Genomic DNA, 23,835 nt, shown 5'->3' with positions numbered 1-23,835 from the left:
ATCCGGCCCCGAACGCACGGACGCCCGGCCACCGCCACACAGGCGGTGTCCGGGCGTCCGGTGTGCCGGGAGCTGACTACTTCAGCGTCATCGTCTCCATCCCCAGATACGTCTTCGCCGCCCACGACGCGGGGTCGTCCGCGAAGTGCTGGCGGATGGCGCCGTTCTGGAGGGCGTTGTCGAGCGACATCATGATCATCGACTGGTCGAGCACGAGGCGGCGGTGGCCGATCGAGCCGGAGACCGGGTTGACCGCGTCGTAGAAGCCGCCGTCCTGGGTGTAGATGCCCGGGTAGAGCGTGCGCAGCTTCTGGATGTTCGCGTACGCGTCCTGCGGGATCACACCGAGCGCCGTGAAGGAGGCGTGCGGGGTGACCACGTCCTCCGTCGAGCAGCCCGGGCACTGGGCGAGCGCCTGGCCGGCCGGGAACTTCTGGCCGGTGGCGCCGTAGATGCCGTAGCCGCCGGTGTCGTCAGCGGTGCTCGACGGCGACATGCCCCAGACCGGGTAGCCGAGGGTCTGGGTGGCGTACTTCTCCTGCACCTGCGCCGTGCGGACGTCCGCGAGGCCGAAACCGTTCTGGCCCCAGGTGGTCTCCGGGACGATCTCGTTCGCGAGCATCGCCTCGAACATCCCGCCGCCCCAGGTCGGGAGGAAGGTCATCGACGTTCCCGGGTAGGTGTAGTGGCCCTCCCAGACGTTGAAGACCTTGCCGCTCTGCGGGTCGGTGTACTTCTGCCAGGCGCCGCCGACGGGCCACTGGCCCTGCCACGAGAAGTCCGGATCCGTGGCGCACTGCTTCGGCGGGAGGGTGCGCCAGGTGCGCCACCAGACGTCGCCGGGCATCTGGTGGAGGCCCATCCCGATGTACATCGCGATGCGCGGGTCACTGTAGAGCGCGCCGTTGTGGTAGCCGGCCGGGCCCTGGCCGGCGTAATAGCCGCCGTACATCTGGCCGGTCGGCTGGTTGCCCGCGATGTCCGGGTTGGTGTTGCACGCGGTCTGCGCCCGGTTGTCGTAGAAGATCGAGAAGTCCATCGGGGAGATGAGCGCGTCGATCTGCGTGCGGAGCTCGGGGAGTGCCTGGCGCGCGACCATCAGGCCGGACGCGTACCAGCCGTTGTCGACCGCCGAGAGGAACGAGCAGTTGTCCTGCTTCGGGGTGGTCTCGGTGGAGCAGTCGGCGGCGCCCGGGTTCAGGATGGTGTGCCCGTTCGTGGTGTCGTACCACTGGAACAGGAAGCCGTGCGAGCGCTGCAGGGTGGCCACGGTGTCGAGCGTGGAGGAGATCAGCGCGCGCTCCTGCGGCCGCTTGATGATGCCGAGGTCACCGGCGGAGACGACGGCCTCCAGGTAGGTGCCGATGTTCGCGGCAGAGGTGTACTGGCCCCTGGTGGCACCCGGCCCGAGGTTGTCGAGCGGGAGGTGTGTCACCGGGTCGGTGTCCTTCTGGAAGAACGCCCAGGTGTCCTTGGCGACCTGGAGGAGGCTCGCCTTCTGGGCGGCGGTGAGCGGCGCCTGGGCGCTCATCCCCTGCATGCCCTGGGCACCTGCGCTCGGTGTGCCGGGCGCCGTCGTCGCGAACGCGGTCTGCGCGGTCGCGAGCGACGCGACCGCGAGCACGGCTGCTGCGCCGGCCCTCACGATCGCGGTGGTGCGGCGTGAACGCCGCGGCGGATGGGGTCTGGTCATGGGACGGTCTCCGTTTCGTGTCATCGTCGACAACTGCTCGCGCGGGAACGCACTCCCGCAGAGCGATCACCTCGCGCACCGTATGCGCATACATTCGATCGCGCAAGACCCTGGGGAGACCAGATCCGGAAGGCCCGGCCGAGCCGGTCAGGCGGCGAGCTGGGCGACCCACGCGCGGCGCAGTCCCTCGCGCGCGCGGTAGGTCAGGGCGGCGGCCGCGTTCGGTGAGATGCCCAGCACGCCGGCGACCTCCGTCGAGGTGAGCTGCTCCACCTCGCTGTACCAGAGGGCGCTCCGCCACCGCTCCGGCAACGCGCCGAGCGCGGCGGCGACGCGCGACCGCTCCCAGACCACGTCCTGGTGGTCGTCGGTCCACGGCTCGTCCCGGTACTCGCCCGGGTCCTCGACGGCGACCTCCTGCCGGGCGGACCCCCAGGCGGCGGCCGCGTTGCGGATCGTGGTGTAGAGGTAGGCGCGGAAGCCCCGGACGGGACCGTTGCCGTTTCGGAGCGCCCGGAAGATCCGGGCGAACGCCTCCGCCACCAGGTCGTCGGCGTCGAAGGCGGAGGTGACGGTGGCCGCGAACCGGCGCCCGGCGTCGGAGTGGCGGCGCCAGAGCTCGGCGAACGACGCGGTGTCGCCTTCTCGGCTGCGGGCGACGAGGTCGTCGTCGACGGTGGTGTCTGCGTGCGGGCGCATGGCGGTTCCTTCCGGGGACGGCCAGGCATGACGAAGGGAGGCCGCCCCGACGATTCGGGAGAGGGCCGCCCTCCGGTGCGGAGGGGTCCGGATCGGAGTCCGGATCGGGGTCCGGATCGGATGCTCCGCGGGGCGGGCGGCTACGGGATGGAAAGAACCTATTTCCGTGCTCGCGCGCTCGAAAGCCGCTCAGGGACAGTCCGGTGGCCGTTTTCGGACAGGGCTATCCGCGCCGCCGCGGCGTCAGTTCGCCGAGCCCCGCCCGCCGCCCGGAGTCTCGATCCGGTCGACCGCGTCGCGGAGGCGGCCGATGAATCCCACGACGGTCTCCGCGTCCTCCGGCGTCAGGCCGGACGCGACCTCGACCAGCTCCTCGCGGACGTCGCCGAGGATGGCGCGCTGGAGCTGGTCGGTCGGGACCGTCGGCACGATGATCAGCGCTCGGCGGTCGAACGGGCTGGGGACCCGGCGGATGTGGCCGGACTTCTCGAGGCGGTCGAGGAGCACGGTGACGGACGAGCTCTGGATGCCCAGGTACTCGGCGAGCTCGCGCGGCCCGACCGTCATCCCCTGCTCGCGCGCCCTGAGCAGGTAGCGGAGTGCGGAGATGTCGTTCTCGTTCATCCCCATGGCCTTCTCGGACCGGCGTTGCATCGCGCTGTCGGCGGCGCCGTACGCGCGCAGGTGTTCCAGTACCTCGATCGCCCGCTCGCGATCCGTCTCGGCGCTGTACCAGTGGTGGGGCGCCGGACTCGTGCTGTCCGTCGTCATGCACAGATGCTAACTGATCGCTAGTGTGTCTAGCTACATGAGCTTCTAGATGTTCGATTGCCACGCCACTAGCAGTTCGAAGGGTGCGAATCAACCCCCCGGGCAAAACTTGCTGAGACCGTCGATCAGCTAGAAGCTCTAGGTACTTCATCGCTCACAGCACCACATCCGGCCGAAGGGAATGCCATGACGATCGCGGTCAAGGCGGCACGACCGCTTCAGCAGCGCTCCGAGACGAGGGTGCGCCGGAGCCTCCGCCCGGCCGCAGCGCCCGGCCAGAGCGAGCACCTCGCCTGGCGTCAGCCGGTCGCCGGGCTCTGGGTCGCAGAGACCCCGTCCGCCTACCTCGGCATGATCGATCAGACGAACACCGGCTGCACCGCGTCGGCGGGCGACGGACGGACCCTCGGTGAGTTCACCACTCTCGCCGAGGCCAAGCTCGCCGTCTACGCGAACTGGTTCCGGCCGCAGAAGACGGGACTCTTCGGGTGGCTGCGACGCGCATGACCGACGATGCAGAGGAGGTCGTGACCGATTGGAGCGAACTCCTCCCGAAACGCGCCTACGTGCTCCGTTCGCCGGCGGGCGACGACCTGCTCTCCACGTACGGCGGTCCCGGCGAGCAGCCGGGCTCCGCGGTGTTCTTCGCCCACTCCCCGGAGGGCGACGGCGAGCTCGGCATCACCCCCGGCGACGGCTGGACGGTGCTGCGCAGCGTCCAGGAGGCCGAGTAGCCATGAGCAGAGCGTTCACCCGATGAGCACCGCGGAGGGCAAGGCGCAGCTCCGGAAGGCCGCCCGCACGGCGGGCGACAGCAAGCTGCTCGAGATCCCGGCACGCGGCGGGTTCGCCGCGAGCGGGCTCATCCAGTTGCTGCTCGGCGGCCTGGCCATCCAGCTCGGCGCCGCGCACGCGGGGGAGCCCGACCAGACCGGGGCGCTGGAGGAGGTGACGAAGATCCCGGGCGGCTTCATCGTGCTGTGGATCTCCGCCATCGGACTGTTCGCCCTCGCGCTCTGGCTCCTGACCGAGGCCGTGCTGGTCAGGGCCGGGTCGGCGGCCGACCGCTGGGTCGCGCGCGCCATGCATGTGAGCAAGGCCGTCGCCTACGCCGTGCTGGGCTTCACGGCGCTCGCCTTCGCCGACGGCCATCCGACGCACGCCAGCGCGACGACCCGGGAGGTCAGCGCGGGCATCCTCGCGTCGCCGGCAGGCCAGCTCGGGCTGGGCGTGCTCGGCCTGGTGACCGTCGCGGTCGGCTGCTACTTCGTCGTCAAGGGCATCCGGCGCCGGTTCCGGCGGGACATCGAGGTGCCGACCGGCGCCGCCGGGCACGCGATCGTGGTCCTCGGCATGGTGGGCTACATCGCGAAGGGCGTCGTGGTCGCCCTCGCGGGCGTCGCCTTCATCCTCGCGGCGATCAGCGCTCAGCCCGCGACCGCGACGGGCCTCGCGGGCGGCCTGACCGCGCTGCAGCAGCTCCCGTTCGGCGGCATCGCCATCGTCGTGCTGGGCCTCGGGCTCATCGCGTCAGGCGTGTACAACATGGCGCGGGCCTGGCTGGCGCGGTTCTGAGCCGTCGTCAGCCGTCTCCGTGCCGGCCGGCGGTCTGCGGGAGGTGCACCCGGTCGTTGTGCTGCGCGGCGTCGGCTTCGGCGTCGAAGTGGATGCGGCGATCGTCGCCCTCCCACGGACACGCCGCGCAGGAGGCCCAGAAGTGCGACCCGCCACGCTCGACCTCGGCCGGTCTGCCGGGATCGTGCGGACGGGCGGCCGCCGCCTCCGCGGAGGAGGGATCGGCGATCCTCGCGGCGTCGCGGCCGGCGAACCGGGACAGGAGGGCGCGGACAGGGCTCCCGGTCATGCGTCGGCGCCCGGCCGGCTGAAGCGCCTCCGGCTGCCGCGACCGGGCCGCAGCCGCACGTCGGCGACCGGGTAGCGGCCTCCCGCGTTGTGCAACTCTTCGCGTCGCTCGACCTCCCGGAGGACGGCCTTCGCGAGGAAGTGCGCCCAGGACGTGTCGTCCTCGGCCGCGGCCGTCCTCCGGTAGGTCTCGCGTGCGCGCGCTCGGAGCGCCGCGGACACCTGGAAGGTCACGCTGTCGCGCGGCGCCGCCAGCGGGTCGGGATGGGACTCGGCCATCTCCGTTCAGGCGCCCTGGCGCCGGGACAGGTCGATGACGCCGAAGGTCTCGTCCGCGTAGAAGCCGCGCGCCGCTTGCGGGTCGTCGACCTGGAGGTCGGCCCGGCTCGGGGTTCCTTCGGCCCAGGGGCCGTCGTGTGTCGTCATCGTTGTCTCCTCGTGTCGCGGACGCCCCTGAGAGAGCGCCGGATCCGGGGAGTATGACGCGTGCCGTCAGCCGGTCGACGCCCGGACGACGAGCTCGGCCGGGAGCTCGTGGATCTCGGGTGCGTCGCCGCCCTCGATGAGCGACAGCAGGAGGCGTGCCGCGACCGAGCCGAGCAGGTAGCCGGGGAGGGCGACGCTGGTCAGCGCCGGGGCCGTGACGGAGGAGGCGGGGAGGTCGTCGAACCCGGCGACCGCGATGTCCTCCGGAACCCGCAGGCCCGCCCGCGCGGCCGCGGCGAGCACGCCGTGGGCGAGAGTGTCGGAGGCCGCGATCACCGCGGTGGCGCCAGCGGCCCGCCATTCGGGGAGGGCGGCCTCGGTCGCGGCCATCGCCTCGGCGATGTCCGGGCGGCTGCGGACCTGCGGCGTGGTGAGCAGCGTCATCCCGCGCCGCCCGGCCTCCGCCTCCAGCAGGGTGCGGCGCAGCTCGTAGGTCGCGGCCGGGGTGGAGCCGTCGAGGTAGCCGATCGTGGTGTGACCGCGCTCGGCGAGGTGCGCGATCAGCGCGCGGACGCCGGAGGCGAGGTTGTAGTTGACCGTCGGGGCGCGGTCCTGGAGGCCGGGGGCGTCCAGCAGGACGAGCGGGACCCCCGCGGGCGCATCGTCCAGGAACTCCACCGTCGGAGCCGACACGAGCAGGCCGGCCGGTCGCAGCGCGGCGAGCCGGTGGACGTCGGCGACGGTCGGCTGCTCGCCGGTCGGCGACGCGAAAAGCAGGAGCTGGAAGCGCGCGCCGAGGGTCTCCTGCACCGCGTTGATGACGCGGCCGAAGAACGGGTTCGGGAGGTCGGGGGCGAGCAGCACGACGACGTCGCTCGTGCCGCGGGCCAGCGCGCTCGCGGTGCTGTCGACCACGTAGCCGAGCTCCCGCACGGCGGCGCGCACGCGCTCCGCGTTCTCGTCCGAGATGCGCCCGGCCTGCTTGCCGTTGACCACGAGGGACACGGCCGCGATGCTCGTGCCCGCGCGCTCCGCGACCATCGCCGCGGTCACCCGCTTGCGCGGCGGGGGAGGGGGCGGCGTCGACACCCGCCCATGATACCGAGGGCGGCTCCGGTTGCGCGTAAAGCGCTTTAGGTTTATCGTGTCAAACGTTTTACGTTCCCCGAAGAAGCGGAGGCTCCACCCGATGGAGAAGATCATCCTCGACTGCGATCCCGGTCACGACGACGCGATCGCGCTCATGCTCGCCCACGGAAACCCGGAGATCGAACTGCTCGCCGTGACGACCGTCGCCGGCAACCAGACCCTCGACAAGGTCACCCGCAACGCGCTGTCCGTCGCGCGCGTCGCCGGGATCGCCGGCGTCCCGTTCGCGGCAGGCGCCGACCGCCCGCTGGTGCGCCCGATCGAGGTCGCGCCGACCATCCACGGCGAATCCGGCCTCGACGGCCCCGTCCTCCCGGAGCCGCTGATCGAGCTCGACGCGCGGCACGCGGTCGACCTCATCGTGGAGACGGTGATGGCCCACGAGCCGGGCACCGTCACGCTCGTCCCGACCGGCGCGCTGACCAACATCGCGCTCGCGATCCGTCGCGAGCCGCGGATCGTGGAGCGCGTCAAGCAGGTCGTCCTGATGGGCGGCGGCGTCCACGTCGGCAACTGGAGCCCGGTCGCCGAGTTCAACATCGTCATCGACCCGGAGGCCGCGGACATCGTCTTCAGCGCCGGCTGGAAGGTCGTCATGGTCGGCCTCGATCTGACGCATCAGGCGCTCGCCACCCCGGAGGTGCGCGAGAGCATCGCCGCGGTCGGCACCGCCCCTGCGCGCTTCGTCGGCGAGCTGCTCGACTTCTTCGGGCAGACCTACTCGGAGGCACAGGGCTTCGACAGCCCGCCCGTCCACGACCCGTGCGCGGTCGCCTACGTGATCGACCCCACGATCGTGCGCGCCGAGCGGATGCCGATCGCCATCGAGACCCAGGGGCGCCTGACCACCGGCATGACCGTGGCCGACCGCCGCGGGCCGGTGCCGGACGACTGCGTGACCTGGGCCGCCCTCGAGATCGACCGCGAGCGCTTCTGGGGTCTCGTGGTGGACGCGCTCGAGCGCATCGGCGACCCGGAGGCCGTCGCATGACCGCCCCCGTCGCCACCTCCACGCCGACCGGCCGCCCGGTCCGCATCGCCGCCCTCACCGCGGCCCTGCTCGCCGCGTGCGTCGCGTTCCAGCTCAACGCGAGCATGCTCAGCCCCGTCCTCGTGACGATGGCGCGCGAGCTGCACAGCGACGACGCCACCATCGGCCTGTCGCAGACCCTGTTCTTCACGGTCGCCGCGGTGTTCTCGCTGTTCCTCCCGCGCCTCAGTGACATCGCCGGCCGCAAGCGCGTCCTCCTCGGGATGCTCGTGGTGATGTTCGCCGGAAGCATCGTCGCCGCGCTCGCCGTCAACGTGGAGATGCTCTTCGTCGGCCGCATCGTGCAAGGCGTCGCCGGCCCGGTCGTCCCGATCTGCCTGCTCATGCTGCGCTCGGAGATCTCCGACCCGCGCCGCTACGGCGCCGCGATGGGCCTCCTCACCGCCGTCAACGGCGGCATCGCCGGCATCGACGCGATCGCGGGCGGCTGGCTTGCGACGGCGTTCGGCTTCCGCTCGGTCTTCTGGGTGATCGCCGCCGTCACGGTCGTCGCCGTGGTCATGCTCGCCGCCTGGGCCGGCGACTCCCGGCCGTCCGCCGGCGTGCGGATGGACTGGTGGGGCGTGCTCCCGCTGGCCCTCTCGCTCGCCGCGCTGCTGACCGGCCTCAACGAGGCGGGCAAGCTCGGCGCCGCCAACTGGCCGCTCGTGATCGGGGCGCTGCTGGTCGCCGGGCTCGCGTTCGCCGCGTTCTGGGCGATCGAGAACCGCCGGAGGGAGCCGCTCATCCCGACCCCGCTGCTCAAGCCGCGGTCCACCTGGGCGCTGCTGCTCACCACGCTGCTGACGATGACCGGCGTCTTCGCCGTCGTCAACGGTCTGGTGACCTCCATCGCGCAGAACCCGGACGCCGGGTTCGGGATGGCGCCCGACCTCGCCTCGCTCGCCTTCCTCACCCCGTACGCGCTGGTCGGCTGGGTGGTCGGCCCGCTCGCCGGGCGCCTGGCTCCGACGCTCGGCTACCGACGCATCCTGCGGATCGGCCTGACCGGCAGCGTGATCGGCACGCTGATCATGGCGTTCGTGGGCGTGCACTCGCTCCCCGTGCTGATCGCCGCCACCGTGCTGCTCGGGATCACGTATGCGGGCATCGCGAACATCATGCTGAACGGGCTGGGCATCGTGCTCTCGCCCGCCGCCAATCCCGGGTTCCTGCCCGGGCTGAACGCGGGCGCGTTCAACCTCGGCGCCGGCCTGAGCTTCGCGCTGCTGCCCGCGATCCAGATCGCGACAGGCGCGACGGGGCACTCGACGACCGGATACTCTGCGGGGATGATCCTCGGTGCTGTCATCACGGCAGCGGCGCTCGCCGTGTCGTTCCTGATCCCGCGTCCCGCCTCGGCCGAGGTGGCGCAGGAGGCCGTGCGATGAGCACGGGCAGGATCATCGTCGTCGGCTCGCTGAACGCCGACCTGGTCGTGCGCACCGACCGGTTCCCCCGTGCGGGCGAGACCGTCTCCGGAGGCGACCTGCTGATCGGCGCCGGCGGCAAGGGCGCCAACCAGGCCGTGGCCGCCGGCCGGATCGGCGGCGACGTCGCGATGGTGGGTGCGGTCGGGGCGGACGCCAACGGCGAGCTGCTGCGCTCGGCCGTGGCCGCGGCCGGAGTGGACACATCCCGGGTCACCGTCCGGGACAGCGTGGCGACCGGTACGGCGCTCATCACCGTGGACGCGGACGGCGAGAACACGATCGTGGTCTCCGCCGGCGCCAACGGCACGCTCGTCCCGGACGACCTTCCGGACGGCGTCTTCGACGGCGCGGCCGTGCTCGGCCTCTGCCTGGAGGTGCCCGCTGCGACCGTGCGGGCCGCCGCCGAACGCGCCCGCGCGGCCGGCGCGACCGTCGTGCTCAACCCGTCGCCGTTCGGGGAGGCCGCGCGCGACCTCGTCCCGCTCGCTGACGTCCTGCTCGTCAACGAGGGGGAGGCGGAGGCGCTGCTCGGCCTGGCGGAGGGCGCGGTCGCGTCCGACCCTGCCGCCGTGCGCGACAGGCTCGCCGCGCTCGGGATCGCCCGCGCGGTCGTCACCCGCGGGGCGGACGGCTGCCTGATCGTGGACGGCGACGCGGCCCCCGCGCACGTCGCCGCGGTGCGGATCACGGCCGTCGACACGACGGGCGCGGGCGACGCCTTCATGGGGTCGCTGCTCGTCCGGCTGGCGGAGGGCGACGCACTGGTGGACGCCGCACGGTTCGCGGTCGGCGTCGGCGGCTACGCGGCCGCGCATCCCGGCGCGCAGGCGTCCTACCCGGACCCCGCGCAGCTCGCGACGTTCCTCACGGACCGCGCCCCCGACGCCTGACCCGCTCACCGCCGAAGGGCACGTAAACGCCCCTAAAACGCCGTTTTAGGGGCGTTTACGTGCCCTTCGGCGGGTGCTGAGGCGTGGATGGGGGAGAATCCTGTGATGGCCGTTCCTCTCTATTTCGACTGCGACACCGGCGTCGACGACGCACTCGCCCTCGCGTATCTGCTCGGCTCCCCCGAGGTCGCCATCGGCGGCATCGGCACGGTCAGCGGCAACGTCAGCGCGGCGCAGGCGGCCGACAACACGCTGCGCCTGCTGGCGCTGGCCGGCCGGGACCTGCCGGTGGCGGTCGGTGAGCACCACCCGATCGCCGGGACATTCCACGGCGGCGCGCCGCAGGTGCACGGCGCCAACGGGCTCGGCGGCCTGGACCTCCCGGCCGCCACGGCGGTCCCCGTCGCCGAGGACGCGGCCGACATGCTGCTGCGCCTGTCGCACGAGCACGACGGCGCCCTCGAGATCCTCGCCGTCGGGCCGCTCACCAACCTCGCCCGCGCCCTGGAGCGCGACCCGGCGCTCCCCGGCCGGATCGCGAAGGTCACCATCATGGGCGGCGCCGCGCTCGTCCCCGGCAACATCACGCCGGTCGCCGAGGCGAACATCGGCAACGACGCGGAGGCGGCACGCGTAGTGATCGCCGCCGAGTGGCCGATCGTCCTCGTGCCGTTGGACTCCACGATGGACAACGTGCTCGAGGAGTCCGACCGGGTCCGGCTGGTGGAGGAGGGCGGCCGGCTGGCGAGCGCGGTCGGGCGGATGCTGGACCACTACTTCGACTTCTACGTCACCGAGTTCGGCCGCCGCAGCAGCGCCCTGCACGACCCGCTGGCGGCAGCGCTCGCCGTCGGCGGCGTCCGCGCTGTGCTCGCGCCGGCCGTCCCGGTGGAGGTCGACGCGACGGACGGGCCCGGCCGTGGCCAGACGATCTGCGACCTGCGCGGGCAGCGCCCCGGGCCCGTCGACCGGCCCGGGGCGCATGTGCGCGTCGTGCTGCGGACCGAGCCGGACCTCGCGCCGCACCTCCTGGAGCGGGTGCTCGGCCGATTCTGACGTAGGGTCAGTCGCCGCCCGGCTCGCTGAGCCCCCGCACCTGCGCGATCAGCTGCTCCGCCACCGCCTCGAACGGCTCGATGCTGGACTGCGCCCTGCTGAGGATGACACCGCCCTCGCTGCCGGCCACGAGCATCACTGCCGCGCCGTCCGCAGCACCGGCCGGCACGCCGCCCAGCGTCAGCAGCTCGGCGAGGAGGTCGGCCCAGCCCCGGAACACAGCGCCGGACTGCTGGAGGAGGTCGTCGGAATCCGCGGCCACAGCGACGGCGACCGCCGAGCAGCCGATCGTGAAGTGCGACGCCAGCAGGAGCCGTCGCCAGGCGTCCAGGAACGTCGCCGCGACCTCCACGGCGGGCAGCCCGCGCGCCGACTCGATGACTGCGATCGACCTCGCGCGCTGCAGGTCGAGCGCCTGGGCGACCAGGCTCGCCTTGCCGCCGGGGAAGTGGTGGTAGATCGACCCGCGCGGCGCGCCGGTGAGGGCGACCACCTCGGAGAACGACGTCTCCTGGAGGCCCTTCTCGGCCAGCAGCCGGGCCGCGCCCTCGATCATGCGCGCCTTCGCGTCGGAGACCATCCGTGGACCTTTCTGTCGAGAAGCCTTGACTATGACGCTCATCATAATCCACACTGGACCCGCCACCCCGGAACCGAGGAGATGAGTCCCATGCCCATGATCGACGTCTATGCGACGGCCGGCACGTTCGCCGACCCGCACGCGCTCGCCAGGACCCTCGCCGACACCCTCAAGGTGATCGAGCAGGTGCCCGACATCCCGATGTTCCGCAAGAACACCGCCGCCTTCGTCCACGAGCTCCCCGACGGTGCGCTCTCCAACGTCGACGGGGACTCGAACTACGTGCGCGTGCAGGTGCTCACCAACGCGGGCGCGCTCGACCGGCTGAAGCAGCTCGCCGTGGTCGAGCAGTTCACCGCCATCGTCGCGGAGGCCGCGGGCGACCCCACCCTCACCGAGCGCACCTGGGTCCTCCTCACCGAGGCCGTCGAAGGCGGCTGGGGCCTCGCCGGCCACGCCAACACGAACGAGGAGCTGGTGGCTGCCGCCCGAGCCCAGATCGCCGCCCTCCAAGCGGGCAACTGACCGACCAGACGTGGGTAATAGCGGGGATAGGGCCGCCCGGTTCCCGCAATAATAACCGAGGCGTGCTTGGTTGGGTGCGGGGGGGGCCAGTAGATGGTGGCGCGGGGGGGCGCCCCCCCCCCCCACACCGCCGCCCCCCCCGCGGCCAACTCCCCCCCCCGCCGTGATAACGCGCGGCACTCGCCCGGCCGATCCCCGCTATTACCCACGTCTCAGTCCTTCGTGAGGTCCTGGGCGAGCATGACGAGGATGCCGCTGGGGCCGCGGAGGTAGGTCAGCTTGTAGATGTCGCGGTAGTTGGCCACGCCGCGGAGCGGGTGGCAGCCGTGCGCGGCGGCGACCTCCAGGGCAGCGTCGATGTCGTCGACCTGGAACGCGACGCGGTGCATGCCGATCTCGTTCGGGAGGGTCGGCTCGGTCTCGATCGCGGCGGGGTGGAGGTACTCGAACAGCTCCAGCCGGCCCTGGCCGCCCGGCGTCTGCAGCAGCGCGATGTTCGCGTGGTTGCCGTCGAGTCCGACCGCGGTGTCCGTCCACTCGCCGCTGACCGTGTCGCGGCCCACGACCTCCAGTCCGAGGTCGGTGAAGAAGGCGATCGCCGCCTCCAGGTCGCGGACGGCGATGCCGACGTTGTCGAGGGTGATGGGCATGCGTCGCATGGTACCCACCCATCCGTCGGCGCGCGCTCGGCGTGACGCTCGCGCGCGACCCCGGTGCTTCCGCGGAAACCCCCGTAACAGCGGGAATCCGGCGGTCGCGCGCGAACTCAGGTCAGGCATCGTCGCTCGACTCGTTTGCTCGCGGTGGTGCCTTCGGCTGCATGATGCCTCCAAAACGTGCACTTGGCAACAGCGGGTTTTCGCACTGCCTCCGCGGCCGGATTGACCTCTTGCCGAGCCGGGTCGCGGCGTCGTACCGTTCGGCCACACGAGGCGATGATCGCACTCGTCAAACCGAACGGAGTCGCGATGACTTTCTGGGATTTCCTCGTCTGGTCGTTCTGGTTCTACCTGGTGTTCGTCTGCATCACGATCTTCATCCGGGTGTTCATCGACCTCTTCCGCGACCCGGAGCTCAACGGCTGGGCCAAGGCGCTCTGGTGCATCTTCCTCGTGATCGTGCCCTTCCTCGCCGCCTTCATCTACCTGATCGCCCGGGGCGGTCGGATGGCGCAGCGCAGCGCGGCGGGCTCGATGCAAGCCCAGGCCGCCTCCGCCGACTACATCCGTTCCGTGGCGGGGACGGGGACGTCCTCACCCGCCGCGGAGATCGAGTCGGGCAAGCAGCTCCTCGACGCCGGCACGATCACGCCGGCGGAGTTCGAGTCGCTCAAGGCCAAGGCGCTCAGCGGGGCCGCCTAGTCCCGGACGAGTGGCCCGAACGCACCAGAGCCCGACCGATCGCTCGGCCGGGCTCTGGCGTGTTTTCCCCATACCCGTAGCTACGGGGACCATCAGCATACGTCCGTCCGCCGCCCGCGTCATCGGGGCGGGCGCCGCTCAGTCGCGCGGAACGCGTACCCGCAGGGCGCCGGGGTCGACGCGGACGCGTATCGAGGTCACCTCGCCGAAGAGGTCGCCGTCCAGTTCGACCTGCTCCGGGCGGCTGGAGGTCAGCACGATCTCCTTGCCCTTCAGGTAGTTCATCGCGTGCACCTCGCGGTCGTCGCGCATGAAGCGGCGGCCGACGCTGGTGCGGCGCAGCACGCCGTTCTCCCAGAAGATCTTGACGACGATGCGGGCCCAGCCCATGATGCTCTCCGGCCGGAGCACCACGATGTCGAGGATGCCGTCGTCCACCGCCGCGTCCGGGAGGAGCATGATGTCCGCCTGCAGCGACCCGCAGTTGCCGACCATGACCGTGTGCGCGCGCAAGGTGTGCGTGTTGCCACCGTCGAGCTGGTACCGCAGGCGGAGCTCGTTCTTGTCGCGCAGCACCCGGCCCATCGCCTCCACGTACGCGACCCATCCCGCCTTGGCCTTGAGGTCGTCGTCGGTCGCCGCGATCATCTTGGCGTCGATCCCGAGCCCGGCCATGACCAGGAAGGCGCGGCGCTCGGTGCCGTCGTGGCCGCCGCGCAGCTCGGCGAGGCCGACGTCGATGGCCCGGTCGGCGCCGTCGAACGCGGTGTCGAGAGCGTGCTCGACGTCGTCCAGGGTCAGCGAGAGGTTGCGGGCGAGGAGGTTGCCCGTGCCGGAAGGCAGCAGCGCCAGGGCGGTGTCGCCGCCGCGCAGCTCCTCGGCGACCGTGCGCACGGTGCCGTCGCCGCCGGCCGCGATCACCACGTCCACGCCGTGTTCCAGCGCTTGGCGGGTCTGGCCCGTGCCCGGGTCGTCCTCCGTCGTCTCCAGCCAGAGGGTGTCCTCCCAGCCGTGTCGGCGCTCGGCGGCCGCGAGGGCCTCCCGCAGCCGTTCCGGATCGGTTTTCACCGGGTTGACCACGATCGCGGCCCTGCTCATCCGTCTCCCTTTCGCGCGTCGTGCTCGGGCGGCGCGACGCTGCCCCAGACAGTACGCCTCCCAGGGCCGGCGTGTGCGAGGCTGAGTGGATGCATGTGCTCGACGACCCCGCCTGGAACGCCCTCACCGGTCCTCACGCGGCTCTCGCCGTCGGGGACGACCGGGCGCGCCGTTACCCGGAGGACATGTCCCCGTTCGCGTCGGTCGCCGACCGGGGCAGCGACGCGGACTGGGGCCGCCTGGCCGCCCTCGTCGGGCCGGGCGCCACGCTGGGCGTGTTCGCCGACGCGGCGCCGGAGGGCTGGGAGGCCGTCGCCGGGTACGACTGCTACCAATACGTGTTCGAGGGCGCCGACCTCCCCGCGTCGCCCGCGCTCGGGGACGACGCGCGCCTCGTCCCGCTCGGGGAGGGCGACGTCGCGGAGGCGCTGGACCTGGTCGAGCGCACCAGGCCGGGCCCGTTCCTCCCGCGCACGATCGACTTCGGCGGCTACCACGGCGTCCGCGTCGGGGACCGGCTCGCGGCGATGGCCGGCCAGCGGATGCGCCCGGACGGCTGGTGCGAGGTCAGCGCGGTCTGCTCCGACCCGGAGTGGCGCGGGCGGGGCTTCGCGGTCCAGGTCATGCTCGCCGTCATGCGCGGCATCCTCGACCGCGGCGAGCGCCCGTTTCTGCATGTCGAGACCGTGAACGAGCGGGCGGTCGCGCTGTACGAGCGGTTGGGGTTCACCCGGCGGAAGCGGATGACCGTGCTGGTCTGCCGGACGGCGGGGTGACCGCGTGCGGCTGACCGACCCGGCCGTGCGGATCCCGTCCGGGCTGCGGACGGCGGAGCTCACCCTGCGCCCGATCACCGCGGACGACGCGCCGGACGACCACGCGGCCCTGATGGAGACGCGCGACGATCTGCGGCTGTGGGAGCAGTCCTCCTGGCCGGCCGACGACTTCACCGTCGCGGCGAACCGGGAGGACCTGGCCGGCCTGGAGCGGCGGCACCGCGAGCACAAGGCCTTCACCTACACCGTGCGCGACCCGGGCGACAGCGAGTGCCTGGGGTGCGTGTACGTGTTCGACACGAGGGCGACGTTCCTGGCGGAGTCGACGGTGACGGCGCTCGGCGACGCCGCGTGGGAGGACGTGGAGGCGGTCGTGTTCTTCTGGGTGCGCCGCTCGCGGATGGCGGACGGGCTGGACGCCCGCCTGCTCGCCGCGCTGCGCGCCTGGTTCGCGGAGGAGTGGGCGGTCGAGCGGACGGTTTTCGTCGCTAGCGAGCCGTTCGCGCAGCAGGTGGGGCTGCTCGAGGGGGCGGGGCTTGTGCGCCGGTTCGAGTATGTCGAGCCGGGGAAGCCGGGGCGGTTCCTGGCGTACAGCTAGCGCGATCGCCGCTTCACGCCGGCGGCGCGACCGGCGCCTTCGGTGGCTTCGGGTTCACCTTCCCGTCGATCGGCGCCGGCACCGTCCTCCCGTCGAGCGTCACCAATGCAGGCAGCGGCTGCCCCAACGGCCCCGGCCACGGCTTGGGTGCCACCGGCGTCGGCCGCGGGCTCGGCGGGGTCGGCTGCGTGATCGTGCTGCCGGGAGCCGGCGGTACCGGCCTCCCGAGCCCCGGCTGCACCAGGTGCGCGAGCGAGGGCGCGTCATCCACGCGCGGCACCCCGAACGTGCCGAGGCCGAGCAGGTCGCAGATGGTCTTCGGGATGGAGGCGTGCGAGTGCCACTCCGGGTCGATCGCCTGGCTGACAGCACCGCCGAACATGAGCAGCGGGATGCGCGAGCCCCCGATGACCTGGAAGCCGTCCGGGTGCAGCGCGTCCGGAGCGGTCTCGATCGCGGGCGTCGGGACCGAGTCGGCGTAGCCTCCCCAGTCGTCCCAGGTGAGGATGAAGACCGTCTCGTCCCAGCCGTCGCCGTCGATCACCGCCTGGACGCGCTGCCAGACCAGGCCCTGGCCCTTGGTCACGTAGTCGGGCGCGGGCGTCGCCGGCGGGTGCTCGTCGAAGCCCGCGGGGGACCAGACGTAGCAGACGTCCGGCAGCGTCCCGCCCTTCGCCATCGGGATGAACTGCGACGGCGGGAACACCTCGCTCGACCCCGGCGCCGTGGACGTCGTCGTGTAGAACTTGACCGGGTACCCGTCCTGATCGGGGAACGCGCCCCAGCTCACGCCGGCCTTCTGGGCGACGCTGAAGATCGAGGGCAGGTCCCACACCGGGTGGGCGCCGACGAACGGCGGGTTCTTGAGCGTCGGCATCTGGCCGCCGACGGCCAGCATGTGGCCGGGGGTCGAGTTCGACCCGGAGCCGAAGTGGTGGTCGCTGAACACGAAGGTCTTGGCGAGCCAGCTGTAATAGGGGATGACCTGGTCGTTGTCGAGCTGCATCGGCTCGGCGGGATAGTCGCCCATCGCCCAGTGCACCCACGCGTTCCGGTCGTGTGGTTGGTCGAAGTCGGGGGCGCTGGTGCGCAGGTTCCCGTTGTTCGCGACCTCGGCGCCCCACTCCGCGAGCGAGGGGAAGTAGAAGTCGGTTGTCTTGTTCTCCTGGATAAAGACGATCACGCGCTTCACCGCTGCCATGCGTCCCACCGAAGCACGCGGGTGGGCGACACGCCAGAGGGGATGGAGAAACCCGTTACGGTGGCTGCGGATCCGCTCTCATCGCAGCATCCCCGTCATCCCCACCGCCCCGTCGTCCTCGCCGGTCACCGACGCCAGCCCCCACACCTGGCTCGATGGTGCGCCGCAGCGAGCGTCCGCAGTGTCACCCTCGGCGGCTACTAGCTCTAGATAGTGCGGACGGGCATGATTCTCGTGAACGCGAAGTCTGCTGAGTCGGGGGCTGGCCGACCTAGCAGCCTAGGCTGTTCGACTTCTTCGGCTGAGCAAGGCGCTGGCCCCGTCCCGCGTGAGCGAGAAGGGGCCAGTTGGCCCTGAATCAGGCGGCGTCGTTGTCTTCCGTCGGCTCCATGTGCTTCCGGTCCACGAACTCCTTGAACTTGCGCACGAGGTCTTCAGCGGTCTCGATCGCCCGCTTCGTCACCCTGATGTTTGTGCCACGACCGCGGGTGAGGCCCGGGACCTTTGCGAGGTCCTCCTTGCGAGGCTTGAGGACCTTGCCGTCCGACGTCACGACAGCACGCTCGAACTGCGCGAAGGAGAGGACGCTGGTGCTCCAGAACCGACCGGCCGACATCAGCAGGTTCCGCCTCGCCCAGTGCCTCGGCACCAGCAGCAGCGGCTTGCCGTCAGCGACCGGGAGCGTGATCTCGCGCTCCTCCCAGTCGTTGGTGACGGGATTCCAGACCTGCCTCGTGAACGTTGCGACCCGGTGACCGCTCGCGGTGAACTCGGGGTAGGTCGCGATCATCTCGGCCGTGAAGTCCGCGAGCGGCCCGTACACGATGCGACTCGTGACATCGGAGGTGATGTCCTTGTCGATGCCGCTCACGAACAGCGGGAGGTCTTCCAGCTGGTGCAGCGCGCCGACCCGGACGAGGGCCTCCACGTCGCCGGTGAGGGCGTCCCAGATCCAGGTGCCGACGTCGTGACCGCCGCCGTGACCGTAGAACCCTTCCGCGGACATGCCGAGCCTGGTCTCCCAGGGCTCGGTGAACCTCTGCAGAAGCTCTTCGCCGCGGCGCCGGCCGTGGATGACGCAGTCCGTCACCTCGGCCAGGAACGTGTCCATGCACTCGATCGCGTGCCTCTGATGCGGCTGCGGGCCGCGCGCCAGGCGGATGGCGTGCGGATCGAGGAACCTGTCGTTGTCCATCGAGATGTCGACGTCGACGAACGGGACGGGTCCCGCGATCTTGTAGTACTGACTTACCAGGGGCATTTTGGTGCCCTCCGTTCTTCTACTTGTGGAACTTGGCCCAAGGAAGAAGCGGAGAGACTGGTGCCCCTCACAGGAAACTTCGGTACGCTAATGGCGACTGCTAAAGTCCCACCGCGCCCTCGGGCCGGTAACTGGCCTGGACATCGTTGGAGCGATGCCAGGCCAGAGCTTTTTCACCTACTCACTCGTTGAACCTCCAACGAATAGGGTTCCCTCGCCGGTGAGCATCGCGCCGACTGCGCGTCGCTCCGGACGGAAGACGTACATTCCCTCCGGCTCGCGCAGGACCCCGGTGCCGGGTTCCTCCGCAAGTCGATTGAGGGCGGTGGTGTATCCGTTGCTCCCGGATTTCAGATTCGGATTGAAAAGCCCGGCGCGCCGTACAAGGTCAACGACGTCCTTCGGCGCCAACGGGGTGTTCGGGCGAAGGGACAGGACTTGCATCACCGCGTCGCGGGGTCGAACGATCTTGTTGTTCGCCCTGGGTGAGCGCGTCAGGAACTGATGGCTCCAGGACGACCTGACGTAATCGGTCTCGTCCGATTCGGAGTTGGATTCTGCTTCCGCGGCGTCCTCGTCCACGTTCAGCAGGCCCGAGAGGCCGTTCACGACCTGGGTCAGTTGCTGCACGCGACGATTCAGGGCTGCCAACTGCTCACGAGCTTGAAGCAACTCAGATCGAGCATCATCAAGCAACTCCAGCCGCTGCTCTCGGTTCATCGTGGCCTCCTCTCAGGAACTCCTTCCATTCTAACACACCCGCGTTACAACACTTTTCCCAAACGCTCCACAAGTTATCCACAGGTGTGCAGAACTTGTCCACATTTCCACACACCCCCATTGAGGTTTCATCGAGAACCTGTGGATAAGTTCGCGCAAATGGCAGAATTACGCGGCTTTGGGGCCTTCGGGGAGTGCGGTAGTCCGAGAGTGTGCAGGCGTACGGAAACGCGATCGTGCAGCTCGCGTGAGGTCCCATAGTGAGGGATTCACGATCGCGCGTGTCGAAAAACGCTCCCATGACGGCCTACACAGTGCTACAATTGATACGCAGGTTTGAAGAATTCGAGCCGGCGGTCGTCACGCCCTTACCGGCTAGCCAGATAGTGACGGCGATGCGCAGACACGAGGTCACACCCCAGAAGATGCGCTAGAGGGCGGACCGGAGAGGCACGGCACCGCCGTACCGAGGTGTTCCTACTCACAAAGGAACAGGCTCATGCCTCACCTCACAACTGCCGATCCCGCCCTGCGCTATCAGATCAACCCGCGAATGCTCGAGATTTGGGCAGGCAAGGGCTACATCTACAGGTTCGCCAACGAGTACGGTCGCATCCGCTCGACAGAGGAAATCGAGCAAAGCGTCGTCAAATTTGGACAAAGACGATCACACGCGTCACCGCTGCCATGCCCCCACGGAAGCACATGGGTGGGCGACACGCCAGAGGGGATGGAGAAACACGGTGACGGCGGATCCGCTCTCACTGCAACATTCCCGTCATCGCCACCGCCCCGTCATCCGCCGCGGTCATCGACGCGAGCCCCCACACCTGCTCGATGGTGCGCAGCAGCGAATAGTGCGTGAACGGGGTCGCGACCACGGTGTGCGCGCGGGCCGCCGGCCCCGCGAACACACACGCGACCACGTTGTCCGACGAGTCGCCCTCGTCGAACGTCACCACGAGCAGCGAGCGCTGCGTCGTGAACGCCGGGGAGGCCAGGATCGGCGGGACGTTCGCCTTCAGCCACGCGTCTCCGGCGGCGACCGAGCAGTCGTGCATGTCGTCGCAGAGGTTGGGGCTGATGAAGGAGAACGCCGGGAGGGCCGATGCGAGGTCGTCGGCGAAGCGCGAGTACGGGACGTCGTGCGCGGCGCAAGAGGAGGCCGAGTCCGTCACGCTCGGAAAGTACAGGAACGGGTTGTGCTTCACCGCGTACAGGCTGGTGTTCGCCGTCGTGCACGGCGCCGGCATGCTCTCGGCGTACATCCGCCAGGAGCGGCCGGCGCGATCGAGCTCCTCGGCGAGGTTCGGGCCGGTGACCAGGCAGGAGCCGCCTGGCGGGTTGCAGTCGGTCGTGATCCCCGCGGTCGTGCCGCTCGTGAGTGCCAGGTAGTTCGGGAGGCTCGGGTGCGTGATCGCCGAGTACCTCGTGGCGAGCGCACCGGCCTGCGCGAGCGAGGTCAGGTAGGGGGCCCGCGGGTCACCGATGACGGAGCCGGCCGGCTTGTTCTCGTCCACGATCACGACGATGTGCTGGATCGCGGACGCGACGGCTGCCGGCGGCGAGGAGGGCGCGGGGCGTGTGGCGGACGGGGCCGTGGCGGGCGCGGTCGCCGGCGTCGGTGTGGGCGCGGCGCCCGGTGCGCACCCGGCGATGACGAGCACGCCGGCGACAGCGCACGCCGCGGCCAGCGCCCTCCCGTTCATGGCAACACGGTACGCCGGGCGACGCCGGATCGGGCCGGTTCAGCCCAGCGGCCCCTCGCAGCTCTCCCGCAGCAGCACCGTCACCGGCAGTTCCGTGCTGACCGGCTCCAGGTCGGGGTCGGTGAGCCGGGCGACCATCGCCCGCACCGCCGCGCGGCCGAGCTCCAGCATCGGCTGCATCACCGTCGTCAGTCGCGGCTCCGAGCGGGCGCCTTCGTCGATGCCGTCGAAGCCGGTGACGATGATGTCCTCCGGGACGCGCACGCCGGCCGGGCGCAGCGCGTCCAGGACGCCGAGCGCCATCTGGTCGTTGGCGCAGACCAGGGCGCGGGGGAGGCGGCCGCGAGCGATCAGGTCCTCAGCGACGGCGCGGGCGCGCTTGCGGGAGAACTCGCCGTGCAGCACCGGGAGCGCCGTCGGGTTGATACCGCGGCCCTCCAGAGCGTCCGCGAAGCCGCCGTAGCGCTCGGCGTCGTCGGGGGAGTCGAACGGTCCCGTGAGGTACACGGGGTCGCGGATGCCGTGGTCGTCGATCAGGTGCTCGGTGAGGGCGCGCATGCCCTCCCGGTTGCGCACAGTCAGATGATCGAAGTCGTCGCCGCGGCGCTGACCGGCGAGGTAGACGACCGGGATGGTGTCGCCGATCCGCTTCAGGACGTCGTGCGGCGCGCTCTGCGCGATGACGGCGAGGCCGTCGACTTTTCCTGCGAGATCGTTCAGCGTGAGCTCGAGTCCCTCAGGGGTGCGGCCGCGGCCGACGCAGATCATCAGCGAGAAGCCCTGCCGCCACGCCTCCAGCTCGCAGCCGCGCAGCACCTCCTCGAAGTAGAGGTTGGCCGCGTTGCCGTGGTCGGGCGTTGCGGGGTCGCGCCGGATCTCCACTGTGCCGGGGTCGCTGACCTCCGGGTCGCTCAGGTCCTGGACCGCGTCGACGCCGGGCAGGAACAGCCCGAGCACGCCGGTGCGGCGGGCCGCGAGACCCCGGGCGCTGCCGCTCGGCACATACCGGAGCTCGCGCACGGCGGCGAGCACCCGCTCCTGAGTGGAAGCGCGTACATCGGAGGGCCGGGTGAGCACGCGGGACACCGTCGCGATGGACACTCCCGCGTGCGCGGCGACATCATACACCGTCGGTTTTCTCGCCACGTTTCTCCCCGAGTTCGTCTGTGAATCCGTCGCCAGAACCCCATTGTGGCACGGGGAAACTTAATTCGGGTGGGGTTGAAAGACTTTTCGTATGCGCTTACAGTGGCGGAGCACCAGCACCAAGTCATCGTCGACTGAAGGGACCACACCGCGATGAACAAGTCCAGAACGCGCCTCCGGCGTTCACTCGTCGCAGTTGCCGCAGCAGCGTCACTGCTTGCGATGAGCGCCTGCAGCCTCCAGACCTCCGGGTCGAGCAGCGGCAACTCGGGAGCCAGCGGATCGCTGCTCTTCGGGGCGGACGGCGGAAACCCGACGTTCGTACGCAACTTCAACCCGTTCTCGCCGAACGCCCGCACCGGCGCGCACTACATGTACGAGCCCCTCCAGGTGGTGAACTCCATCGACGGCAAGGCCACGCCGTTCCTCGCGACCGGCGACAAGGTCGTCGACCCGAAGACGATCCAGTACACGATCCGCAAGGGCGTGAACTGGTCGGACGGCACGCCGCTCACCGCGGCGGACGTCGTCTACACCTTCGACCTCCTCAAGAAGACCTCGGCGCTCGACCTGCTCGGCCAGTGGCAGAACATCGACACGATCAGCCAGTCCGGCGACACGGTGACGTTCCACCTCAAGGCCCCGAACGTCCCGGCCGCGGGCATCATCGACCAGCAGATCATCGTTCCGGAGCACATCTGGAAGTCCGTGAAGGACCCGGTGACCTGGACCAACGACAAGCCGGTCGCCAGCGGGCCCTACACGGTCGGCACCTTCGCGCCGAACCAGTACACGATGGTGAAGAACACCAAGTACTGGCAGGCCGACAAGGTCGCGGCGGAGAAGCTGGTGCTGCCGGCCTCCAACACCGGCCTCCAGCTCGTCAAGGGCGGGTACGACTGGGCCTACTCGTTCATCGACAACGTGGACAAGACCTGGGTCGGCGCGAACAAGCAGCACAACAAGTACTGGTTCCCGCCCGGCGGCACGATCTCGCTCCTCCCGAACCTGACGAAGGCCCCGTTCAACAACGTGGACTTCCGGATGGGCCTCAGCTACTCCCTCGACCGCGACAAGATCGCGCAGGACGCCGAGGAGGGCTACGTGAAGGCCGCGGGCCAGAACGGCCTGCTGCTGCCGAACTCGCAGCAGTGGCTGAACTCGTCGCTGCCGAACCAGGGCATGATCTCGCAGGACACCCAGAAGGCTCTCGCGTCGTTCGCCAAGGCGGGCTACACGCAGAAGGGCGGCAAGCTCGTCGACGCCTCCGGTCAGCCGCTCCAGGTCACGATCACCACGCCGAACGGCTACACCGACTGGCTTCGCGGCGTGCAGGCCGTCCAGCAGCAGCTGCAGGCGATCGGGATCACCGTCACGATCGACCAGCCGCAGCCGGCCGCATACACGCAGGCGCAGAACAACGGCGACTTCCAGCTCCTCATGGGCGCCTTCGGTGGCGCGGGCAGCGTCTATCAGGACTTCAACACCCTGATGAGCAGTGAGTTCGTGAAGCCGGTCGGGACGTCCGCCTCCGGCAACTTCGAGCGGTTCAGCGACCCGCAGGCGGACAGCCTGCTGCAGCAGCTCCGCTCGGCCACCTCGACGAGCGACCAGAAGAAGTACATCGACCAGCTGCAAGAGGTCATGTACAACAAGGTCCCCGTCATCGGGATGTTCTACGGCGGTCTGTGGGGCCTGTTCAGCGACAAGAGCTTCACCGGCTGGCCGAGCCAGAGCGACCCGTACGCGACTCCGGCCACCTGGACCGAGAACTCGCTGCTGATCCTCACCCACCTCACGAAGGCGAAGTGATCGCAGGCCGGTCGCGGGCGACGTCCGCGACCGGCCTC

The 23,835-nt window shown here is 70.5% G+C and carries 27 protein-coding genes; 12 read left to right on the top strand and 15 right to left on the bottom strand.

What is annotated here, in order from left to right; all coding sequences use genetic code 11:
• Positions 1-76: 76 nt before the first annotated feature.
• From ACFRFH_RS02610 to ACFRFH_RS02600, 3 genes are all read right to left on the bottom strand, one after another.
• Positions 77-1,693 carry a glucoamylase family protein gene (locus tag ACFRFH_RS02610; protein WP_382461454.1) on the bottom strand — a complete coding sequence of 539 codons (1,617 nt, stop codon included), beginning with the start codon at positions 1,691-1,693 and terminating at the stop codon, positions 77-79.
• 147 nt (positions 1,694-1,840) lie between these two features.
• Positions 1,841-2,392, bottom strand: a complete 552-nt coding sequence (locus ACFRFH_RS02605; protein ID WP_382461453.1) for an RNA polymerase sigma factor — start codon at positions 2,390-2,392, stop codon at positions 1,841-1,843.
• Positions 2,393-2,635: 243 nt separating this feature from the next.
• Entirely contained in the window at positions 2,636-3,163 is a 528-nt protein-coding gene (locus ACFRFH_RS02600; RefSeq protein ID WP_382461452.1) for a MarR family winged helix-turn-helix transcriptional regulator, read from the bottom strand.
• 186 nt (positions 3,164-3,349) lie between these two features.
• Between ACFRFH_RS02600 and ACFRFH_RS02595 the strand changes: the two genes are divergently transcribed.
• From ACFRFH_RS02595 to ACFRFH_RS02585, 3 genes are read left to right on the top strand one after another with little or no spacing between them, the layout of a single operon-like run.
• The gene (locus tag ACFRFH_RS02595; RefSeq protein WP_382461451.1) at positions 3,350-3,670 is read left to right on the top strand and encodes a hypothetical protein; all 321 of its coding nucleotides are present in this window, start codon (positions 3,350-3,352) and stop codon (positions 3,668-3,670) included.
• Complete coding sequence (locus tag ACFRFH_RS02590) at positions 3,667-3,897, top strand: hypothetical protein (RefSeq protein WP_382461450.1); 231 nt, start codon at positions 3,667-3,669, stop codon at positions 3,895-3,897. The genes ACFRFH_RS02595 and ACFRFH_RS02590 overlap by 4 nt, the downstream gene beginning before the upstream one ends.
• Positions 3,898-3,919: 22 nt before the next feature.
• A complete protein-coding gene (locus tag ACFRFH_RS02585) occupies positions 3,920-4,738 on the top strand; it encodes a DUF1206 domain-containing protein (RefSeq protein WP_382461449.1) in 819 nt (272 codons plus the stop codon).
• Between the two features lie 7 nt (positions 4,739-4,745).
• Here ACFRFH_RS02585 and ACFRFH_RS02580 read toward each other — a convergent pair whose 3' ends face one another.
• From ACFRFH_RS02580 to ACFRFH_RS02565, 4 genes are all read right to left on the bottom strand, one after another.
• Entirely contained in the window at positions 4,746-5,027 is a 282-nt protein-coding gene (locus ACFRFH_RS02580; protein WP_382461448.1) for a hypothetical protein, read from the bottom strand.
• A complete protein-coding gene (locus ACFRFH_RS02575) occupies positions 5,024-5,305 on the bottom strand; it encodes a hypothetical protein (RefSeq protein ID WP_382461447.1) in 282 nt (93 codons plus the stop codon). Before ACFRFH_RS02575 ends, ACFRFH_RS02580 begins: the two co-directional genes overlap by 4 nt.
• Before the next feature lie 6 nt (positions 5,306-5,311).
• Positions 5,312-5,452: a hypothetical protein gene (locus tag ACFRFH_RS02570; RefSeq protein WP_382461446.1), complete on the bottom strand. Its 141-nt coding sequence runs from the start codon at positions 5,450-5,452 to the stop codon at positions 5,312-5,314.
• A 66-nt stretch (positions 5,453-5,518) separates the two neighbouring features.
• Positions 5,519-6,541, bottom strand: a complete 1,023-nt coding sequence (locus tag ACFRFH_RS02565) for a LacI family DNA-binding transcriptional regulator (protein ID WP_382461445.1) — start codon at positions 6,539-6,541, stop codon at positions 5,519-5,521.
• Between the two features lie 100 nt (positions 6,542-6,641).
• On the opposite strand from ACFRFH_RS02565, the gene ACFRFH_RS02560 reads away from it, so the two are divergent.
• The 4 genes from ACFRFH_RS02560 (at position 6,642) to ACFRFH_RS02545 (ending at position 11,010) form a co-directional block, all read left to right on the top strand.
• Complete coding sequence (locus ACFRFH_RS02560) at positions 6,642-7,592, top strand: nucleoside hydrolase (protein WP_382461444.1); 951 nt, start codon at positions 6,642-6,644, stop codon at positions 7,590-7,592.
• Positions 7,589-9,022 (top strand): MFS transporter, encoded by a 1,434-nt coding sequence (locus tag ACFRFH_RS02555; RefSeq protein WP_382461443.1) that lies wholly within the window; start codon positions 7,589-7,591, stop codon positions 9,020-9,022. The genes ACFRFH_RS02560 and ACFRFH_RS02555 overlap by 4 nt, the downstream gene beginning before the upstream one ends.
• Positions 9,019-9,954 carry a ribokinase gene (locus tag ACFRFH_RS02550; protein WP_382461442.1) on the top strand — a complete coding sequence of 312 codons (936 nt, stop codon included), beginning with the start codon at positions 9,019-9,021 and terminating at the stop codon, positions 9,952-9,954. The genes ACFRFH_RS02555 and ACFRFH_RS02550 overlap by 4 nt, the downstream gene beginning before the upstream one ends.
• A gap of 105 nt (positions 9,955-10,059) precedes the next feature.
• Positions 10,060-11,010 (top strand): nucleoside hydrolase, encoded by a 951-nt coding sequence (locus ACFRFH_RS02545; protein WP_382461441.1) that lies wholly within the window; start codon positions 10,060-10,062, stop codon positions 11,008-11,010.
• Positions 11,011-11,017: 7 nt separating this feature from the next.
• Here ACFRFH_RS02545 and ACFRFH_RS02540 read toward each other — a convergent pair whose 3' ends face one another.
• Complete coding sequence (locus ACFRFH_RS02540; RefSeq protein ID WP_382461440.1) at positions 11,018-11,590, bottom strand: TetR/AcrR family transcriptional regulator; 573 nt, start codon at positions 11,588-11,590, stop codon at positions 11,018-11,020.
• Between the two features lie 90 nt (positions 11,591-11,680).
• On the opposite strand from ACFRFH_RS02540, the gene ACFRFH_RS02535 reads away from it, so the two are divergent.
• Entirely contained in the window at positions 11,681-12,115 is a 435-nt protein-coding gene (locus tag ACFRFH_RS02535; protein ID WP_382461439.1) for a 4-oxalocrotonate tautomerase family protein, read from the top strand.
• A 212-nt stretch (positions 12,116-12,327) separates the two neighbouring features.
• On the opposite strand, the gene ACFRFH_RS02530 is transcribed toward ACFRFH_RS02535, so the two are convergent.
• Positions 12,328-12,765 (bottom strand): VOC family protein, encoded by a 438-nt coding sequence (locus tag ACFRFH_RS02530; RefSeq protein WP_382461438.1) that lies wholly within the window; start codon positions 12,763-12,765, stop codon positions 12,328-12,330.
• 318 nt (positions 12,766-13,083) lie between these two features.
• Between ACFRFH_RS02530 and ACFRFH_RS02525 the strand changes: the two genes are divergently transcribed.
• Positions 13,084-13,476: an SHOCT domain-containing protein gene (locus tag ACFRFH_RS02525; RefSeq protein ID WP_382461437.1), complete on the top strand. Its 393-nt coding sequence runs from the start codon at positions 13,084-13,086 to the stop codon at positions 13,474-13,476.
• A gap of 138 nt (positions 13,477-13,614) precedes the next feature.
• On the opposite strand, the gene ACFRFH_RS02520 is transcribed toward ACFRFH_RS02525, so the two are convergent.
• Positions 13,615-14,574, bottom strand: a complete 960-nt coding sequence (locus tag ACFRFH_RS02520; protein WP_382461436.1) for a diacylglycerol/lipid kinase family protein — start codon at positions 14,572-14,574, stop codon at positions 13,615-13,617.
• A gap of 89 nt (positions 14,575-14,663) precedes the next feature.
• Here ACFRFH_RS02520 and ACFRFH_RS02515 point away from each other — a divergent pair, with 89 nt between their 5' ends.
• Together ACFRFH_RS02515 and ACFRFH_RS02510 are read left to right on the top strand one after the other, a co-directional pair.
• On the top strand, positions 14,664-15,350 hold the full coding sequence (locus ACFRFH_RS02515; RefSeq protein WP_382461435.1) for a GNAT family N-acetyltransferase: 687 nt from the start codon (positions 14,664-14,666) through the stop codon (positions 15,348-15,350).
• A 4-nt stretch (positions 15,351-15,354) separates the two neighbouring features.
• Positions 15,355-15,948, top strand: coding sequence for an N-acetyltransferase (locus tag ACFRFH_RS02510; RefSeq protein WP_382461434.1), 594 nt, complete (start codon positions 15,355-15,357; stop codon positions 15,946-15,948).
• A 13-nt stretch (positions 15,949-15,961) separates the two neighbouring features.
• Here ACFRFH_RS02510 and ACFRFH_RS02505 read toward each other — a convergent pair whose 3' ends face one another.
• The 5 genes from ACFRFH_RS02505 to ACFRFH_RS02485 all read right to left on the bottom strand — a co-directional run bounded on the left by ACFRFH_RS02505 (position 15,962) and on the right by ACFRFH_RS02485 (position 21,967).
• A complete protein-coding gene (locus ACFRFH_RS02505; protein ID WP_382461433.1) occupies positions 15,962-17,149 on the bottom strand; it encodes an alkaline phosphatase family protein in 1,188 nt (395 codons plus the stop codon).
• A 358-nt stretch (positions 17,150-17,507) separates the two neighbouring features.
• Entirely contained in the window at positions 17,508-18,410 is a 903-nt protein-coding gene (locus ACFRFH_RS02500; RefSeq protein ID WP_382461432.1) for a hypothetical protein, read from the bottom strand.
• Positions 18,411-18,587: 177 nt separating this feature from the next.
• A complete protein-coding gene (locus tag ACFRFH_RS02495; protein ID WP_382461431.1) occupies positions 18,588-19,130 on the bottom strand; it encodes a hypothetical protein in 543 nt (180 codons plus the stop codon).
• 761 nt (positions 19,131-19,891) lie between these two features.
• The gene (locus ACFRFH_RS02490) at positions 19,892-20,839 is read right to left on the bottom strand and encodes an alkaline phosphatase family protein (protein WP_382461430.1); all 948 of its coding nucleotides are present in this window, start codon (positions 20,837-20,839) and stop codon (positions 19,892-19,894) included.
• Positions 20,840-20,878: 39 nt separating this feature from the next.
• Positions 20,879-21,967 carry a LacI family DNA-binding transcriptional regulator gene (locus ACFRFH_RS02485; RefSeq protein ID WP_382461429.1) on the bottom strand — a complete coding sequence of 363 codons (1,089 nt, stop codon included), beginning with the start codon at positions 21,965-21,967 and terminating at the stop codon, positions 20,879-20,881.
• Positions 21,968-22,207: 240 nt separating this feature from the next.
• On the opposite strand from ACFRFH_RS02485, the gene ACFRFH_RS02480 reads away from it, so the two are divergent.
• Positions 22,208-23,797 carry an ABC transporter substrate-binding protein gene (locus ACFRFH_RS02480; protein WP_382461428.1) on the top strand — a complete coding sequence of 530 codons (1,590 nt, stop codon included), beginning with the start codon at positions 22,208-22,210 and terminating at the stop codon, positions 23,795-23,797.
• The last annotated feature ends 38 nt before the right edge of the window (positions 23,798-23,835 follow it).

Origin of the sequence: Leifsonia sp. NPDC056824 (assembly GCF_042789575.1) — a bacterium.
Classification (GTDB): Bacteria; Actinomycetota; Actinomycetes; order Actinomycetales; family Microbacteriaceae; genus Leifsonia.
Note: the sequence above shows the minus strand (reverse complement) of the source record. Positions and strands in the feature narration are given on the sequence as shown.

What these genes read in the sequence shown, in the direction of transcription:
- ACFRFH_RS02610 (WP_382461454.1), bottom strand. Translation starts at nt 1,693, where the DNA reads ATGACCAGACCCCATCCGCCGCGGCGTTCACGCCGCACCACCGCGATC.
- ACFRFH_RS02605 (WP_382461453.1), bottom strand. Translation starts at nt 2,392, where the DNA reads ATGCGCCCGCACGCAGACACCACCGTCGACGACGACCTCGTCGCCCGC.
- ACFRFH_RS02600 (WP_382461452.1), bottom strand. Translation starts at nt 3,163, where the DNA reads ATGACGACGGACAGCACGAGTCCGGCGCCCCACCACTGGTACAGCGCC.
- ACFRFH_RS02595 (WP_382461451.1), top strand. Translation starts at nt 3,350, where the DNA reads ATGACGATCGCGGTCAAGGCGGCACGACCGCTTCAGCAGCGCTCCGAG.
- ACFRFH_RS02590 (WP_382461450.1), top strand. Translation starts at nt 3,667, where the DNA reads ATGACCGACGATGCAGAGGAGGTCGTGACCGATTGGAGCGAACTCCTC.
- ACFRFH_RS02585 (WP_382461449.1), top strand. Translation starts at nt 3,920, where the DNA reads ATGAGCACCGCGGAGGGCAAGGCGCAGCTCCGGAAGGCCGCCCGCACG.
- ACFRFH_RS02580 (WP_382461448.1), bottom strand. Translation starts at nt 5,027, where the DNA reads ATGACCGGGAGCCCTGTCCGCGCCCTCCTGTCCCGGTTCGCCGGCCGC.
- ACFRFH_RS02575 (WP_382461447.1), bottom strand. Translation starts at nt 5,305, where the DNA reads ATGGCCGAGTCCCATCCCGACCCGCTGGCGGCGCCGCGCGACAGCGTG.
- ACFRFH_RS02570 (WP_382461446.1), bottom strand. Translation starts at nt 5,452, where the DNA reads ATGACGACACACGACGGCCCCTGGGCCGAAGGAACCCCGAGCCGGGCC.
- ACFRFH_RS02560 (WP_382461444.1), top strand. Translation starts at nt 6,642, where the DNA reads ATGGAGAAGATCATCCTCGACTGCGATCCCGGTCACGACGACGCGATC.
- ACFRFH_RS02555 (WP_382461443.1), top strand. Translation starts at nt 7,589, where the DNA reads ATGACCGCCCCCGTCGCCACCTCCACGCCGACCGGCCGCCCGGTCCGC.
- ACFRFH_RS02550 (WP_382461442.1), top strand. Translation starts at nt 9,019, where the DNA reads ATGAGCACGGGCAGGATCATCGTCGTCGGCTCGCTGAACGCCGACCTG.
- ACFRFH_RS02545 (WP_382461441.1), top strand. Translation starts at nt 10,060, where the DNA reads ATGGCCGTTCCTCTCTATTTCGACTGCGACACCGGCGTCGACGACGCA.
- ACFRFH_RS02540 (WP_382461440.1), bottom strand. Translation starts at nt 11,590, where the DNA reads ATGGTCTCCGACGCGAAGGCGCGCATGATCGAGGGCGCGGCCCGGCTG.
- ACFRFH_RS02535 (WP_382461439.1), top strand. Translation starts at nt 11,681, where the DNA reads ATGCCCATGATCGACGTCTATGCGACGGCCGGCACGTTCGCCGACCCG.
- ACFRFH_RS02530 (WP_382461438.1), bottom strand. Translation starts at nt 12,765, where the DNA reads ATGCCCATCACCCTCGACAACGTCGGCATCGCCGTCCGCGACCTGGAG.
- ACFRFH_RS02525 (WP_382461437.1), top strand. Translation starts at nt 13,084, where the DNA reads ATGACTTTCTGGGATTTCCTCGTCTGGTCGTTCTGGTTCTACCTGGTG.
- ACFRFH_RS02520 (WP_382461436.1), bottom strand. Translation starts at nt 14,574, where the DNA reads ATGAGCAGGGCCGCGATCGTGGTCAACCCGGTGAAAACCGATCCGGAA.
- ACFRFH_RS02515 (WP_382461435.1), top strand. Translation starts at nt 14,664, where the DNA reads ATGCATGTGCTCGACGACCCCGCCTGGAACGCCCTCACCGGTCCTCAC.
- ACFRFH_RS02505 (WP_382461433.1), bottom strand. Translation starts at nt 17,149, where the DNA reads ATGGCAGCGGTGAAGCGCGTGATCGTCTTTATCCAGGAGAACAAGACA.
- ACFRFH_RS02500 (WP_382461432.1), bottom strand. Translation starts at nt 18,410, where the DNA reads ATGCCCCTGGTAAGTCAGTACTACAAGATCGCGGGACCCGTCCCGTTC.
- ACFRFH_RS02495 (WP_382461431.1), bottom strand. Translation starts at nt 19,130, where the DNA reads ATGAACCGAGAGCAGCGGCTGGAGTTGCTTGATGATGCTCGATCTGAG.
- ACFRFH_RS02490 (WP_382461430.1), bottom strand. Translation starts at nt 20,839, where the DNA reads ATGAACGGGAGGGCGCTGGCCGCGGCGTGCGCTGTCGCCGGCGTGCTC.
- ACFRFH_RS02480 (WP_382461428.1), top strand. Translation starts at nt 22,208, where the DNA reads ATGAGCGCCTGCAGCCTCCAGACCTCCGGGTCGAGCAGCGGCAACTCG.